The 14,777-nt window shown below is 63.5% G+C and carries 12 protein-coding genes and 1 pseudogene; 4 read left to right on the top strand and 9 right to left on the bottom strand.

The genetic code is table 11. From position 1 onward, the window contains the following. Positions 1-32: 32 nt before the first annotated feature. The 6 genes and pseudogenes from ACWDTF_RS01385 to ACWDTF_RS01360 form a co-directional block, all read right to left on the bottom strand. Positions 33-1,181, bottom strand: coding sequence for a hypothetical protein (locus tag ACWDTF_RS01385; RefSeq protein ID WP_433256326.1), 1,149 nt, complete (start codon positions 1,179-1,181; stop codon positions 33-35). Continuing rightward, entirely contained in the window at positions 1,178-2,683 is a 1,506-nt protein-coding gene (locus ACWDTF_RS01380) for an N-6 DNA methylase (protein WP_449753864.1), read from the bottom strand. The genes ACWDTF_RS01385 and ACWDTF_RS01380 overlap by 4 nt, the downstream gene beginning before the upstream one ends. Next, positions 2,680-3,543 (bottom strand): annotated as a pseudogene (locus tag ACWDTF_RS01375) (nucleotidyl transferase AbiEii/AbiGii toxin family protein). Before ACWDTF_RS01375 ends, ACWDTF_RS01380 begins: the two are co-directional and overlap by 4 nt. After that, positions 3,540-4,139, bottom strand: coding sequence for a type IV toxin-antitoxin system AbiEi family antitoxin domain-containing protein (locus ACWDTF_RS01370; protein ID WP_355274818.1), 600 nt, complete (start codon positions 4,137-4,139; stop codon positions 3,540-3,542). Before ACWDTF_RS01370 ends, ACWDTF_RS01375 begins: the two are co-directional and overlap by 4 nt. Positions 4,140-4,242: 103 nt before the next feature. Next, positions 4,243-6,615, bottom strand: a complete 2,373-nt coding sequence (gene hsdR / locus ACWDTF_RS01365; RefSeq protein WP_449753863.1) for an EcoAI/FtnUII family type I restriction enzme subunit R — start codon at positions 6,613-6,615, stop codon at positions 4,243-4,245. A 49-nt stretch (positions 6,616-6,664) separates the two neighbouring features. Next, positions 6,665-7,321, bottom strand: a complete 657-nt coding sequence (locus ACWDTF_RS01360; protein ID WP_240861189.1) for a GNAT family N-acetyltransferase — start codon at positions 7,319-7,321, stop codon at positions 6,665-6,667. A 181-nt stretch (positions 7,322-7,502) separates the two neighbouring features. On the opposite strand from ACWDTF_RS01360, the gene fadD8 reads away from it, so the two are divergent. Both fadD8 and ACWDTF_RS01350 read left to right on the top strand, forming a co-directional pair. Further along, entirely contained in the window at positions 7,503-9,140 is a 1,638-nt protein-coding gene (gene fadD8, locus ACWDTF_RS01355) for a fatty-acid--CoA ligase FadD8 (RefSeq protein WP_449753862.1), read from the top strand. Between the two features lie 43 nt (positions 9,141-9,183). Continuing rightward, on the top strand, positions 9,184-9,480 hold the full coding sequence (locus tag ACWDTF_RS01350) for a hypothetical protein (protein WP_240861252.1): 297 nt from the start codon (positions 9,184-9,186) through the stop codon (positions 9,478-9,480). 17 nt (positions 9,481-9,497) lie between these two features. Here the strand turns inward: ACWDTF_RS01350 and ACWDTF_RS01345 are convergent, their stop codons facing one another. After that, complete coding sequence (locus ACWDTF_RS01345) at positions 9,498-10,751, bottom strand: cytochrome P450 (protein ID WP_240861193.1); 1,254 nt, start codon at positions 10,749-10,751, stop codon at positions 9,498-9,500. A gap of 143 nt (positions 10,752-10,894) precedes the next feature. On the opposite strand from ACWDTF_RS01345, the gene ACWDTF_RS01340 reads away from it, so the two are divergent. Then, positions 10,895-11,509, top strand: a complete 615-nt coding sequence (locus ACWDTF_RS01340) for a TetR/AcrR family transcriptional regulator (RefSeq protein ID WP_449753861.1) — start codon at positions 10,895-10,897, stop codon at positions 11,507-11,509. Positions 11,510-11,515: 6 nt separating this feature from the next. On the opposite strand, the gene ACWDTF_RS01335 is transcribed toward ACWDTF_RS01340, so the two are convergent. Next, complete coding sequence (locus tag ACWDTF_RS01335) at positions 11,516-12,025, bottom strand: nitroreductase family deazaflavin-dependent oxidoreductase (RefSeq protein WP_240861197.1); 510 nt, start codon at positions 12,023-12,025, stop codon at positions 11,516-11,518. Between the two features lie 2 nt (positions 12,026-12,027). Next, positions 12,028-13,191 carry a steroid 3-ketoacyl-CoA thiolase gene (locus ACWDTF_RS01330; RefSeq protein ID WP_355274832.1) on the bottom strand — a complete coding sequence of 388 codons (1,164 nt, stop codon included), beginning with the start codon at positions 13,189-13,191 and terminating at the stop codon, positions 12,028-12,030. A gap of 274 nt (positions 13,192-13,465) precedes the next feature. Here ACWDTF_RS01330 and ACWDTF_RS01325 point away from each other — a divergent pair, with 274 nt between their 5' ends. After that, positions 13,466-14,776, top strand: coding sequence for a cytochrome P450 (locus tag ACWDTF_RS01325; RefSeq protein ID WP_308221075.1), 1,311 nt, complete (start codon positions 13,466-13,468; stop codon positions 14,774-14,776). The last annotated feature ends 1 nt before the right edge of the window (position 14,777 follow it).

The raw sequence follows: 14,777 nt of genomic DNA, 5'->3' as shown, positions 1-14,777 counted from the left end.
TTGATCCTCGATCTGGTCCGGTTCGCAGAACCTCACAGCATTGCGTTGAACACCTCGTTGCGAGCGGCGGGGAGGAGGGCGTTGGAGATCGACTTCTGAGCATCGGACAATTCGACGGCGCGGCGGGCCATGTCAAGCGCCACCCCTATGCGCTGCTGCTCGCCCAGAGGTGGGATAGGAATTTCGACACGGAGAAAGTCTGGAATGTTCACACGCTGGCGTCTTTGGCCCAACCCCGTCGTCGATGAGGCTAACTGGTTGACCACACCTTCCCACCCGAGCATGTGCCCGAGATAGACAGGATCGACTGCATCGCAGTCGATGTCGAATGTCGGAAACTCACTGGATACGTAGCAACCGTCCATATCGTCCGGAACGATTGCGATCGACCCCTCCCAGCCGAACAGCTTGCTGTAAATCAGTTGGCCGGCTTCGGCCAGGTACAAGGTTGTGTATTTGGTCTCGTTTCCATTGATCGCCGGACGACGAAACATCCCACGTCCACGATTCAGCAGCCCCGCCATCTGGTAGCGGTGATCGGGCGCGACGTTCACAGCGGTTCTGCGGAGCGTCACCACGTCCCTGAGGGGGGTTGTGCCAACAGACATGGCGGAACGCTGCTCTAAGTGATTGACGAGATCGTGGTAAGCGGCCTTCCTACCAACGCTATTCGAACTCGCTCTCGCCGAGATGACCTCGATGGCGTCGAGGTGATCGGCGATGCGCTGCTGCACACGCAAGGTTGGAAGCGGGACGGTGATCGAAATGAAGTTGGATACCGAGAGCGTTCGGTTCCGGCCGGCTGAACCTGGCGAGGCGGCCGCCATCAACCTGATTCCGGCGTCCGACGTCAGGAAGTGGCGAAGATAGGCGGTCGAAACATCGGCCGCGGTCGGCGTCCAGGTCATGAAGCGATGAGAGCCGATCAAGAGATCGTGCTCGCGGTCCGCGACCGCGGCCGCGCCCTCCCAGGCAAATACGTTGCTGACGACGAGGTCGCCTTCGCGAATCCAGAAGCACCGCTTGTCACCTAGGTCGGCACCTGTTACGGGCGGCTTGATGAATAGTCCCTTTCCGAACGAACGGACTCCGATTTCGGTATATGACTCGGCTAGCTCGACCTCTACCTTTTCGCGCCGGAGTGTGAGGAGCTCACCAAGCTTCGCTGTCCTTGCCTTCACGCGGAGAACTCCTTGATCTCCCGTTGCAATTGCTCGAGTACACCGAGCAATTCACGTTCGGTGTCGATTAGTTCGGCCACCAGCTCGGAGGGAGACCGGTGTGTCAGATCGTCCGGCCGATGCGGATTGCGGAGGTCGAGGTTGTACTTGCCGTCGACGATGTCGGTGAGCGGCACCTTCCAGGCCCGCTCATTCTCCACGCGACCCTCGCGATCGCTTCCACCCCACCACTTCTCACAGTCCGCGAACTCTTCGAACTGCAGTGGTTTGGTCTTGGTGTAGTTCTTGCGTCCCTCGGGTAACGGGTGCTCGTAGAACCAGACATGATCCTGTTGCTTGCCGTGCTCGAAGAACAACACGTTGCTCGGAATGATCGTGTACGGCGCGAAGACACCATTGGGCAGGCGAAGCACGGTGTGCAGATTGAACTTGCTCATCAGGTCGGCTTTGATCCGTGCCCCGACGCCTTGATCGAAGAGGACCGAGTTGGGAACAACGATGCCGCAGCGGCCTTTTCGCTTCTCTAGTCGCGCCTTGACCGCTTGTAGGAACAGCCACACCGTCTCCGCGGTCCTCTGATTGGCGGGGAAGTGGGATTGGATACCTTTCTCTTCCTCACCGCCGAACGGAGGGTTGGTCAGAATGACATCGACGCCATCGCGGCGCATGTCGGCGATGGGGTTCATCAACGAATTGGTCTGGACTGTGCGTGCACCGTCCATCTCGTGCAGCAGAAAGTTCATCTGCGCCAACAGATATGGCATCGACTTCTTTTCGAACCCTCTGATCGACGCCTGCACCTTTTCACGCTGGCGTGCGGTCCTCGCGTTCACGATCATGTGCTCGAATGCCTCGACGAGGAAGCCGCCGGTACCCATCGCCGGATCCATGACCTCTTCGCCAACCTGCGGATTGACCATGTCGGTGATGAATCGGACGAGCGGGCGTGGGGTGTAGAACTCGCCGGAATCGCCTGCGACATCACGCATTTCCTTGAGCATCGATTCGTACAGGTGCGCCATGGTGTGGAGGTCGTCGGCGTTCGCGAAGTCGACCTTGTCGATCTGGTCGACGAGCTCGCGCAGCAGATGGCCGCTGAGCATCCTGTTGTCGATGTTGGCGAAGATGGACGCAAGCGTGTCACGGGTATCGCCGGCCGACTGTGACCCGCGTGTCTCGCGCAGATGGGGTAACAGATCGCCGTTGACGAATTCCAAGAGTGGGTCACCGGTGAGATCGCCGTTCGCCCACGCCGACCAGCGATATGTACCCGTGATCGCCGGCTTGTAGGAGCGGTCGAGTGCTCGACGTTCGTTCTCGACCTCGTCGAAGGCGCGCAGGAACAGCAACCACGCGAGTTGAGGGAGGCGATCCAGTTCACCATTGAGTCCGGCGTCCTTGCGCATGATGTTGCGGGACTCTTTGATGATGGACTGGAGCCGAGCACGGGTGGTTTGCGGTGCTGCCGCCCTCGTCCTGGTTGATGGCGCCTTGCTGCTCATTCGGTGTCTCCTTCGAAAATCGCTGACAGGTAGACCGTCCGTACCTGTGCGAAGCCGTAGCTGATGTCAGTGACGTGGCAGTGCACGTCTGTCATGTGGGTTGTGAACGGCCGCGCCCAATCATGTGGTGGCTGATCGAGATCCGCCGGTGGAGCAGAATCGTCGCGGCTGCGGTACACGACTGCCAGTCGATCGCGGAGCCTGGTGAGGTCTACCAGGAGCCCGGCCTCGACGAGTAGAACGAGGTCGACGAGGTCTTTCACACGGGATGACGGGCGGTCGTGGGCGTAGATCCGCGCGAGTGCATGGAACTTTTCGGCGGCGTGCTGGTAGACGTCGACAGCAGTGACCGACACCGCCTCGATTCCGGGGATCGGTACGGGTGGTGGAACACTCAGTTACTCCGTCGAACCAGCTACCTCATCGATCTGCCCTACCAGATCGACTTTCACGTGTTCGAAAGGTTCGCGGTCGAGATACGCGGTGATCGGAATACGCCACGCGCGTGCATCTTCGGTCTCGTCGCGGAGATGACGCGGGCGGCCGACATCGAATGTGAAGCAGTCGTCGTCGGTATCGACGTCGAGTGCTTCGTCGAGTGTGTCCTGCAGATCCAGGGGGTCATCGGTGATGGCCATGCGTCCAACCAGGTCCATGTCCTTGGTGGCGCGGGCGGTTTCGGGGAGTCGGACCTCCAAGCAGAATCCGCCCTTGAGGACAACACCCCGGATCGCAAGTCGAGCCAGGATTCGCTGGAACACGAGCCCACGTCGAATTCGATTGGCGTCGATGCCGCGCTCCTGTGCGGCAATTCGGATTCGATCGTTGACCGAACGTTGGCGGTTGCTGCGAGTGCTCATCGATCGATCCCGGCAGACAGTGCGCGCTCGAGTCGGAGTGCTGTGCGGTCGTCGCTGTCTGATGCACGACGGACCAGTCGTCGTCTGGTTATCAGCCCGCGATCGAGCGCGTCGGCCACCGCGTCCGTGACGATCTCCTGCGAGGTGTCGCTGCCGGCCACGTCGGCGAGTGTGCGGCCCACTGTTGTCAGCGACCACGATCCTCGGTGCTCGATGTCAGAGTCCGGCAATTCCTGAGCATGATGAATGATCACCGCGTCATCGGTCGCGCGAAATCCGTATGGGACGGTCAGATGCACGCGTGCAGGATTGGAGTCGGACAAGCCGTGGAGCGCGAGTGCCGAGTCATGGGAGATCACCGCCCGGTTGCCGCTCCACAGGACCCACCGCATGTACGTGTCCTCGGGTGCGGCGGGCCACCCGGGAAGCCGAAACAAACCCCTGTCGATTCGTAGCCAATTGCCGTGGTCGGCGTGATACTTCTGTGCCTGGTAGCTGTACCCGATCTCGCGCGCCTGTGCGGCGGTGAAGTATCCGTGCTGGGAGAACGCGACGGACTGCAGTTCGCGTCTGAGGTCCTGACTTGGCCCGGGCACGGGGAGAGCGTAGCACGTAGAACTCAATCATTACTTTAGTTTGACGTGAAGCATCCCCGTCAAGATACAAATTTGTCATAGATCCACGTTTGGACCTCGTCGATCAGGGATGCCAGGTCTTGCTCGTCCCCCAGGGCTCGCGCGATATCGGCGGGTCGTCCGATGTCGGAGATGGGGGAACCTTCGAAACTTGCGGGGAGGTGATCTCGTCAACGCCGAACTCCGCATAGCTGTCGAGTGGCGCGTTCAGTACGGCTCGTGCGATGTCCGAGCGCGCGTCGAGGTCGCGGTGATGTGCCTCGCGCGCCCGGCGGGCGCGTTCGGCGCGGGTGCGGGTCGGGCGGTTCCACGCGATGCGTACCAATACGTCGAGTGGGTCGAGATCGGCGAAGCCGTCCGGGGCGATCTCGTCGAGCTTCACGCCGAGGTCGTCGAGTGTGGCGAGTACCTCCGCGCGCGAGATGGCCGTCGTCCACCGCTGCGCCAGTTCGTCTGGACTCGAGGCTATTTGGCGTATCTGAGTGGCGATGTACTCGCCGTAGTCGGTCAAGACCAAGTTGCCGGTTGACCGATCGGGGACGAGGACTGCCTCGGCGACCACGCGGAAATTCCCGACATCCACAACGAATCTGGTGCGTGGTTCGGCGTCCGAGTGGTCTCCGGTGGCATCCCCCTCGGGGTTGTGCGCGGTGAAATCCGGTTCAGTCTGTGCCACCGCCGGTTCGCCTGCTGGCTCTGTGTCGATGTCGTCGTCGGCTGGCTCCGATGGTGCAGTGCCGTTGTCGATGATCGTGCGGGTGGGAAAACCATCGAAATCTGGGTCGTCGAAATGATCTGTTGCGCAGACGAAGTCGATGATCTCGAAGGATGTCTTGCCGCGGTCGGGATACAGCCGAGTCCCGCGGCCGACGATCTGTTTGAACTCCACAGCTGACCCGACGGGACGAAAGATGACGACATACTTCAAGTCGGGGATGTCGACGCCGGTGGACAGCAGCCGGGATGTCGTGGCGACCAGGGGTGACGGTGGATCTCGTTCGGGATCAGCGAAATTGTCGAGGAGGCGCGCCTTCTCGGTCTCCGCGCCGACGATCCGTACCACCCACTCGCTGTCGTCGGCGCTGCGCTGCGGGTTGGCATTCAACATCGCTCGACGCATGTCATCCGCGTGCGTCTGGTCGACGCAGAAGATGATCATCTTGCCATCGGGGTCACGCTCAAGAATGCGCGAGAGATATTGCGCGGCAAGGTCGGTGCGCGCCAGCAATCGAACGACTCGTTCGAAATCGCGCGTGGAGTATTGGCCTTCAGGGATTTCGCGACCGTAGCGATCCAGCTGGCCCGGATCCGGCTCCCATCCGTCTGTGTCGGGGCTGAGTCGGACCAGCCGAACGCGGTACGGTGCGAGGAATCCGTCCTCGATACCTTGTCGGAGTGAGTAACTGAATACCGGATCACCGAAGTACGCGTAGGTGTCGACGGTGTCATCCTGCTTCGGCGTGGCAGTCAGGCCGACCTGAACTGCGTCGGAGAAGTGATCGAGAATCCTTCGCCACGAGGAGTTTTCGGAAGCGCTGCCACGGTGGCACTCGTCGACGATCACAACGTCGAAGAAGTCCGGGCGGTACCGGCGAAATAGCTCGTCGGAATCGCCGCGACCGCCTGATAGTGCTTGGTATGTGGCGAAGTAGATCTCGCGCGAGCGATCGTACCTACCGCCGACGCGGCACAGCGGATCGCTTCCGAAGGCGGCGGTGAAATCCTTGCGTTTCGGATCCTCGACGAGAATGTCACGATCGGCGAGATACAGCACCCGGTAGTTGCTCCGGCGATCGGTCTTTCGTGCATGAGTGCGCAACTTGTGGACGAGTTGCATGGCGGTGAACGTCTTACCAGTACCGGTGGCCATCAACAGCAAGACCCGTCGATCACCCCGGGCGATGGCGCGCAGGACGCGGTGGATTGCCACCACCTGATACCAACGTGGCGTGACGACGTCACCAGAAGCGGTTCGCTTGCCGCGATTGAACTCGGAGAAAATGAGTGCGCATCCATCTGCGTCAAGTCTATGTAGCTGCGCGTAACGGTCCGCAGCTTCTGGCGGTGTCACGAACGAGCTCACGTGTCGTTCTCTGCCCGAACGCATATCGCGTTCGATGATCGAGTCGCCGTTCGTCGCGTAGGCGAGTGGAACGTCGAGCTGCTGCGCATAGCGAACCGCTTGTTGTAGGCCGTCCGCCGCGTTCCGGTACTCGCGCTTGGCTTCAACGACAGCGACCGGGACGCCGGGTATCACCTCGAGTACGTAGTCGACCCGTCCGTCGCCAAGGTCTCGAGTTGCGCCGGCTGCGGTCAGGATTCGCTTGGCGGTGACGGGAAATTCCGGCCGGATCTGGTCGTCAGACCAGCCGGCCGCTATGAGTGCGGGCAGCACGTAGTCGCGACAGGTATCCCGCTCCAGCGGACCACGCACCACAGAGATGAACTCTACTCACACGGGTTGGTGGCGTATGGATGCATTGAGCTCACGCTCCCGGTGCGCGCACCACCATCGGTACGCCGGGGAAGTAGGCGGCCATCTCCGAGCGCGACTTGCGCAGGGCCGCGGTTCCGTAGCCGTGCTTGCGGTGCTCGGGGTGGATCCAGATGCGGACGTCGACCTCGCCGTCGGTGAGTTCACCGAAGACGAACCCGACCTTGTCGGCGCCCTCGACCGCGACGAGCCAGACGGCTTCCTCGTTGTCGACGCGGCCGGTGGCCTTGCTGATCTCGTCGTCAAGGTTGCCCGCAGGTGCGCCCGAACCGTCGCCCGCGACACCGAGTTCGTCGGTGCGCACCGCGAACAGGTCGGCGTCGCCGTCGGCGGAGAACGGTCGGAGGTCGAGGGTGTCGCCGCTGCTGGCGGGACGCTCGGCCAGCGTGAAGGTCAGTGCGTTGTTGAGATCGGAGAGTTCGGCCTGATTCTTGCGACGCTGATCCTTGGTCAGGCCGTCGAGCTTCATGTCGAGGATCGCCTGCGCACCCAACTGCGACTTGCCCAGCAGGCTCGCGATCGCGTCGACGGCCTCGTCGTGGTTCTCGGCGTCGACGATCGCGTCGAGAACCTCGTGCCGACGCTCGAGCGCGGTGAGCAGGGCGTCGGTGATGTCGCGGCGGGCGGTGGCCAGGTCAAGATCAGTCATGACAGTGATCCTAGGCCACAGCCGGTGCGCACGCCCGACTGCGTCACAACCTCTGCAACGCACACCGTGTGGCTGAATTGAAACAGGTTCTACTTTCATTGAATTTCGCATATGTGCATGTGAAACCGGATATCGAGCGGATGTGCTTCCCTCAAGTTGCAACACGTCCTAGTGTGGACCCATGACCGACGTTCAGCAGACCTCCGACTTCGACCATCTCCGCGGCGGCACCCACATGGGCGACCTGATGGTCGCTGCGCTTCGCCGCCACGCCAACCGCAAGGTACTCGTCCTCGGCGACACCGAGATGACCGGCGGCGAGATGGCCGCCGCGGTCAGCCGCTACATCCAGGCGTTCGAGGCGCTCGGCGCGGGCACCGGCACCGCCGTCGGTCTCCTCGCCCTCAACCGGCCGGAGGTGCTGTTCGTCATCGGGGCCGGCCAGACGCAGGGCTGGCGACGAACCGCGCTGCATCCGCTCGGCTCGCTCGACGACCACGCCTACGTCCTCTCCGACGCCGGCGTCACCACTCTGGTCATCGACCCGGTGCCGATGTTCGTGGAGCGGGCCGTCGCCTTGCTCGAGCGCGTCGACGGCCTCAAGCAGATCCTGACCCTGGGTCCGGTGCCCGAGGCGCTCGCCGGCCAGGGCCGCGACGTGATCGCCGAGGCCGACACCTATCAGCCCAAGCCGCTGGTGTCCGCGCCGCTGCCGCCCGAACATGTCGTGTCGATCACCTACACCGGCGGAACCACCGGAAAACCCAAGGGCGTCATCGGAACTGCCCGCGCGATGGCCACCATGACGCAGATCCAACTGGCCGAATGGGAATGGCCCGAACACCCCCGATTCCTGCTGTGCACCCCGCTCTCACACGCGGGCGCAGCCTTCTTCATCCCCACCCTGATGAAGGGCGGGTCGATGGTGGTGCTGTCGAAGTTCGATCCCGCCGAGGTGCTGCGCACCATCGAAGAACAGAAGATCACCGCGACGATGCTGGTGCCGTCGATGCTGTACGCGCTGATGGATCATCCCGACTCGCGCACGCGGGATCTGTCGTCGCTGGAGACCGTGTATTATGGTGCGTCGCCGATCAATCCGGTCCGGTTGGCCGAGGCGATCGAGCGGTTCGGGCCGATCTTCGCCCAGTACTACGGGCAGTCCGAGGCGCCCATGGTGATCAGCTATCTGCCCAAGGACGCCCATCCCCGCAAGGGCCAGGATCAGCGCCGGCTCAGCAGTTGCGGTCGTCCGTCGGCCTTCCTGCGCACGGCCCTTCTGGGGCCCGACGACAAGCCGGTCGCGCAGGGTGAACCCGGCGAGATCTGCGTCGCGGGACCGCTGTTGGCCGGCGGATATCTCGGTCTGCCCGAACAGACCGCCGACACCTTCCGCGACGGCTGGCTGCGCACCGGCGACATCGCTCGCGAAGACACGGACGGCTACTGGTACATCGTCGACCGCACCAAGGACATGATCGTCACCGGTGGCTTCAACGTGTTCCCGCGTGAGGTGGAAGACGTTGTCGCCGAACATCCTTCGGTGGGTCAGGTGGGAGTGATCGGGGTGCCCGACGAGAAGTGGGGCGAGGCCGTCACAGCGGTCGTCGTGCTGCGGGCCGACGCGGAGTCCGACGACGCGGCCAAGGCTCGCGTCACCGAGCAGATCCAGGCCGCGGTCAAGGAACGCAAGGGCGCGGTGCAGTCACCCAAGCAGGTCATCTTCGCCGACGCACTGCCGCTGACCGCACTGGGCAAGCCCGACAAGAAGGCGCTGCGCGCCCAGTACTGGGCCGGTAACGACCGCGGCGTCGGATGAGTTGAGTTCATGCCCACTATCGAACTAGAGTTCGATAGTGGGCATGAAGGCGATCGGTGGTGACAACGGCCAGCGGCACGGTCAGGTCTACTACCCGGTGGGCCACCGGGCCGTTCTCATCGACCTGTCTGCGCTGTTCCCGACGCCACCGCACTTCGTGGGGCGCTACCAGCCCGACGGCCTGCAGATCCGCGCCGTGCAGACCGCCGTTCTCACCGCTTGGATGCGGGATGAGTGGGGCTACTTCTTCGGCCGGGTCTCCTACACCGTCAAGGCCAAGGGGCGCGAGGAGAGGGTGACGCACTGGGTGCCGGCGTGGGCGCTGAAGCCGGCGGCCTGAGTCCCCTCCCGCCGGCCTCAGGCGACCGGGCAGCCGTAGCGGACGTCGAGTTCCTTGACGCCGTTGAGCCACCCCGAGCGCACGCGACGCATGTCGCCGATGCGCGAGATGTCGGGGAGTGTGTCGGCAATCGCGTCGAAGATCAGCCGCAACTCGAGGCGGGCGAGGTTGGCGCCGATGCAGAAGTGTGCGCCGTTTCCACCGAAAGCCAGGTGCGGGTTGGGATCTCGGGAGATGTTGAAGGTGAACGGATCGTCGAAGACGTCCTCGTCGTAGTTGGCGGAGCTGTAGAACAGGCCGACCCGTTGGCCTTCGGCGATCTCCACGCCACCGACTGTGGTGTCGGACAGGGCGGTTCGCTGGAAGGCGTGCACCGGGGTGGCCCACCGGAGGATCTCGTCGACGGTGGTCGCGGGCCGTTCGCGTTTGAACAGTTCCCATTGGTCGGGGTGATCGAAGAAGGCGTTCATCCCGTGGGTGGTGGCGTTGCGAGTGGTCTCGTTGCCCGCGGTGATGAGCAGGATGACGAAGAAGCCGAACTCCAACTCGTTCAAGGCTTCACCGTCGATGTCGGCCTGCACGAGGGTCGTGACGATGTCGTCGGTCGGGTTCTTGCGACGTTCTTCGGCCATGTTGTAGGCGTAGCCGAGCAACTCGGCGTTCGCGGTGGCCGGGTCGATGGACTGATCCGGATCGTCGCTGTTGATGATCGCGTCGACGAGCAGGTGAATCCGCGCGCGGTCGGGTTCGGGGACGCCGATCAAGTCCAGGATCGCCTGCAGGGGCAGGTGGATCGCGACGTCGTCGACGAAGTTGCCGTCGGCCTTCGCGGCGGCGTCGGTCACGATGCGCGCCGCCGACTCCTTCAGTCGTTCATGAAGGGCGCCAACTGCTTTGGGGGTGAAGATCCGCGACACGATCTTGCGCAGCCGAGTGTGCTCGGGCGGATCGTGATTGATCAGGAGCGCTTTGGTGAACTCGATCTGGTCCGAGGTGACGTACTCCGGTAGCCGGATGATCGCGCCGTTGGCGTTGGTCGACCACACCTGGCTGTTCTTCGAGATCTCGCGCACGTGAGCGTGTTTGGAGATGACCCAGTACCCACCGTCGTGGAAACCGCCGCCGGTTCCGGGCAACTGCTCGTTCCACCACACGGGTTCGGTGCGGCGCAGTTGGGCGAACTCGGCGATGGGCATCCCGTGCTCGATCAGGTCGGGGTCGGTGAAGTCGAATCCCTTGCGGAACGGACACACCTCGGTCGGTGCGGTCATATGGCTTCCTTCGAGGTCGGAACGCGCGCGTCGTCGTGCTGTGCGCGTTGTCACACCACCATACACCAAGCCTCAATGCGTATGGTCGATCGGACCGCGATGTCTACCGGAGAGTAGGTGTCGTGGTGACGTAGGGTCGTCTGGTGCGTACGCATGGATGGGGCGGCCGTGTTCCCGTCAACGACGAGGAGGCGGTGGCGCGGATCCTGGCCGCCACCCGCCTGACAATCGACCGGCGTGGGGCCGCGACGAGTCTGGCCGACGTTGCCCGTGAACTCGGTGTCACACGTCAGACCGTGTACCGCTACTTCGGCGGGACCGACGAACTTCTCGCGGCCACGGCGGTCGACGCCGTCGAGGGACTGCTCGAACGCATGACGGCCCGCCTGCGCGGGATCTACGAGCCCGACACCGCGATCGTCGAGGGCATCGCCGGGGTGCTCGAGGAACTCGTCACCGACAACTATGTCGGCCTGCTCCTACGGGCCGACAGGTTGAGCATCCCCGTCGTGGGTGAGTTCACCTCCGACCTCGCTCGTCAGTTCGCGGGTTCGGTGGTGGGGCGGTTCGACGTCGACTGGGCGAGCGCGGGCTATGGCGCGGACGAGCTGGACATCATCACCGAGATCGTGCTGCGCACGCTGCAGTCGATGGTTCTCGATCCGGGAGCTCCGCCCCGATCCGGTCCGGAGTTGCGGACGTTCCTGGATTCCTGGGCGGGCGCCGCGGTCCGGGAGCTGTCCCGCAACCGGCGCTGAGAGCGGTCAGCGCGGTTCGCAGATCACCACCGGGATGATGCGTTTGGTGGGTGCCTGATCGGTCCACGCGGCGTACGTGTCGTAGTCGGCATAGACATTCACCAGTTCGGGCCACAACTCGGCACGTTCGGTGTCGGAGGCGACGCGGGCGCGCAGATCGAACGTCTTCTTGCCCACTTGAATCGAAACATCGGGATTGTCACGCAGATTCAGATACCACGCCGGGTGGGTGGCGCTGCCGCCCTGCGAGGCGACAACCACGAACGCGTCGCCGCGTCGTAGGTAGATCAGCGGTGCGGTGCGCGGCTTGCCACTCTTGCGGCCGATGGTCGTCAGCAGGCAGACCGGTGCCGGTTTGTGCAGTCCGGCGCCCACCCGCCACGTGCCGCCGAGCCGTCCGCCGGTCGCCTTGTACATCGCCGTGTTGGCCCGCGAGCCCAGCTTGATCAGACGTGAGACAAACGGCGAGTCAAGCTGTTTGGGCCGGCTGTCGGGGTCGAAGGCCGACTTCGCCATGCTCAGATCCGCTCGAGGATGGTGCCGGTTGCCAGTGCGCCGCCCGCGCACATGGTGACCAGGGCGGTCTGCGAGTCGCTGCGTTCGAGCTCGTGCAGGGCCGTGGTGATGAGGCGAGATCCGGTGCTGCCCACCGGATGTCCGAGTGCGATGGCACCGCCGTTGACGTTGACCTTGTCCATGTCGGCGCCGTGGACGCGCGCCCAGCTGAGCACCACGGATGCGAACGCCTCGTTGATCTCGACGATGTCGATGTCGGACAACGACATTCCCGACTTCGCCAGTACCCGCTCGGTGGCCTGCACCGGGCCGTCGAGGTGATAATGCGGTTCGGCGCCGACCAGTGCCTGGGCCTTGATCCGGGCGCGCGGAGTGAGTCCCAGGGCCCGTGCCTTGGCCTCGTCCATGATGAGGACTGCGGCCGCGCCGTCGGAGATCTGCGACGACGTCCCGGCCGTGTGGATGCCGCCTTCGATCACCGGCTTCAGCGCCGCAAGGGATTCCGGCGTCGTGTCGCGGAGTCCCTGGTCGCGGTTGACGTCGATGATGTTGCCGGTGAGTTCGCCCTCGCGGGTGCGTTCGGGCGCCTTGAAGGTGAGCACTTCGCGGTCGAATCGTCCTTCGTCCCATGCGCGACGCGCGCGCTGCTGGCTCCGAACGCCGAGTTCGTCGACGTCGGCGCGGGTGATGCCGCGGCGCTGCGCGATCCGCTCGGCGGCGGTGAACTGGTCGGGCATGTCGACCTGCCAGGATTCGGCGTGATACGGCCCGGCCTGGGTTCCGACGTTGGCGCCGAGTGCGGCCTGCGACATCATCTCGATCCCGCAGGCAATGCCGACATCGATCGCGTCTGTCGCGATGAGTCCGGCGATCAGGTGATTGGCCTGCTGCGCCGATCCGCACTGGCAGTCGATGGTGGTGGCGCCCGTCGTGTCGGGAAGGCCCGCCGAGAGCCAGCCCTTGCGGGTGACGTTCCCGGCCTGCGCGCCCGCTTGGGTCACACACCCCCCAATGACCTGTTCGACAAGTGCAGGGTCGATGCCGGCCTTCTCGATGAGCCCGCGTTGCGCGATTCCCAACAGCTCTTCGGCGTGTAGGCCGGACAACCAGCCCGCACGTTTGCCGATCGGCGTCCTGGCAGCTTCGACGATCACCGGTACACCCATGCCCAACACCCCTTTGGCTTATTCCACGTGGATACCTAGAAAGTAGAACATGTTCTCGTTCTCGTCCATGGGCCAGGGTCGGAGATGATGGGCGGACCTACTGGAAGCACGTGAGATCAGTTTCAGTTAGAGTGACGGGGACCATAGACCCAGGTCACATTGACAAAACTAGAACAAGTTCTCATTCGTGTTCGCGCGACGGGAATCTATGTGCTTCAATGAGATTTGTAACAGGTTCTAGTCTCAACGAGATCTCACAGCGAGGTGGTGTGACGTGACCCAGGCCCAGAGCGCCCCGATCGGTAGCGAATCGGTGACCGCGGGTGCGAGTGCTTCGGACAGTGTCGCGAAGTGCCCGTTCATGGAGCAGGAGGGGTGGGATTTCACGAATCCGGACCTGCTCGAAAAGGGTATTCCGGTGCAGGAGTTCGCGCAGCTGCGCAAGACCGCGCCGGTCTGGTGGAATGCGCAGGCGCAAGGCAAGGGCGGCGGCTTCCACGACGGTGGCTACTGGGTGATCTCCAAGCACCAGCACATCCGGGAGATCTCCAAGAACAACGCGGATTGGGCGACCGCCACCAACGGCGTCATCATGCGGTTCGACGACGAGATGACCCAGGATCAGCTCGACGTCACCAAGGCGCTGCTGATCAACCACGATCCGCCGGACCACACCCGTCTGCGCAAGCTGGTGTCCAAGGCGTTCACCCCTCGGGCAGTCCACTCGCTCGAAGAGAAGCTCGACGATGCTGCCCGCACCATCGTGAAGGCCGCCGCGGACAAGGGGACCGGTGACTTCGTCCACGACGTGGCCGTCGACCTGCCGCTCCTGGCCATCGCGGACCTGCTCGGTGTGCCCGAGGAGGATCGGACCAAGCTGTTCGACTGGTCGAACAACATGATGAACTACGACGACCCGGAGTTCGGCGTCGATCCGCAGATGGCGTCGGCCGAGATCTTGGGCTACGGCTACAACATGGCCGAGGAACGCCGGAAGAACCCGGTGGAGGATATCGTCAGTGTCCTCGTCAACGCCGACATCGACGGACAGTCGCTCGACGAGGCGGAGTTCGGCTTCTTCTTCATCCTGCTGACCGTGGCAGGCAACGAGACCACGCGAAATGCCATCAGCCACGGCATGAACGCCTTCCTCGACCACCCCGACCAGTGGGAACTGTTCAAGAAGGAACGCCCCGCGACCGCGGTGGACGAGATCGTCCGCTGGGCGACGCCGGTCAACTGCTTCCAGCGCACCGCCAAGAACGACACCCAGGTCGGCGGCGTCGACATCAAGGCCGGTGAACGCGTCGGAATGTTCTACGGCTCAGCCAATTACGACGAGGACGTGTTCGACGACCCGTTCAGCTTCAACGTCTTGCGCGACCCGAACCCGCACGTCGGATTCGGCGGCAACGGCGCACACTTCTGCGTCGGCGCCAACCTGGCCCGCATGGAGATCAACCTGATGTTCAACGCTCTCGCCGATCTGGTGCCCGACATCACCAAGCTCGAGGCGCCGCGTCGTCTGCGTCACGGCTGGATCAACGGCGTCAAGGAACTCCAGGTCGATTACGGGACCAAGTGAG

The sequence above is a fragment of the Gordonia sp. NPDC003422 genome, assembly GCF_053588675.1.
Note: the sequence above shows the minus strand (reverse complement) of the source record. Positions and strands in the feature narration are given on the sequence as shown.

Coding starts and splice junctions, on each gene's coding strand:
- ACWDTF_RS01380 (WP_449753864.1), bottom strand. CDS start 2,683: ATGAGCAGCAAGGCGCCATCAACCAGGACGAGGGCGGCAGCACCGCAA.
- ACWDTF_RS01335 (WP_240861197.1), bottom strand. CDS start 12,025: ATGGCGAAGTCGGCCTTCGACCCCGACAGCCGGCCCAAACAGCTTGAC.
- ACWDTF_RS01360 (WP_240861189.1), bottom strand. CDS start 7,321: ATGACTGATCTTGACCTGGCCACCGCCCGCCGCGACATCACCGACGCC.
- fadD8 (WP_449753862.1), top strand. CDS start 7,503: ATGACCGACGTTCAGCAGACCTCCGACTTCGACCATCTCCGCGGCGGC.
- ACWDTF_RS01350 (WP_240861252.1), top strand. CDS start 9,184: ATGAAGGCGATCGGTGGTGACAACGGCCAGCGGCACGGTCAGGTCTAC.
- ACWDTF_RS01330 (WP_355274832.1), bottom strand. CDS start 13,191: ATGGGTGTACCGGTGATCGTCGAAGCTGCCAGGACGCCGATCGGCAAA.
- ACWDTF_RS01345 (WP_240861193.1), bottom strand. CDS start 10,751: ATGACCGCACCGACCGAGGTGTGTCCGTTCCGCAAGGGATTCGACTTC.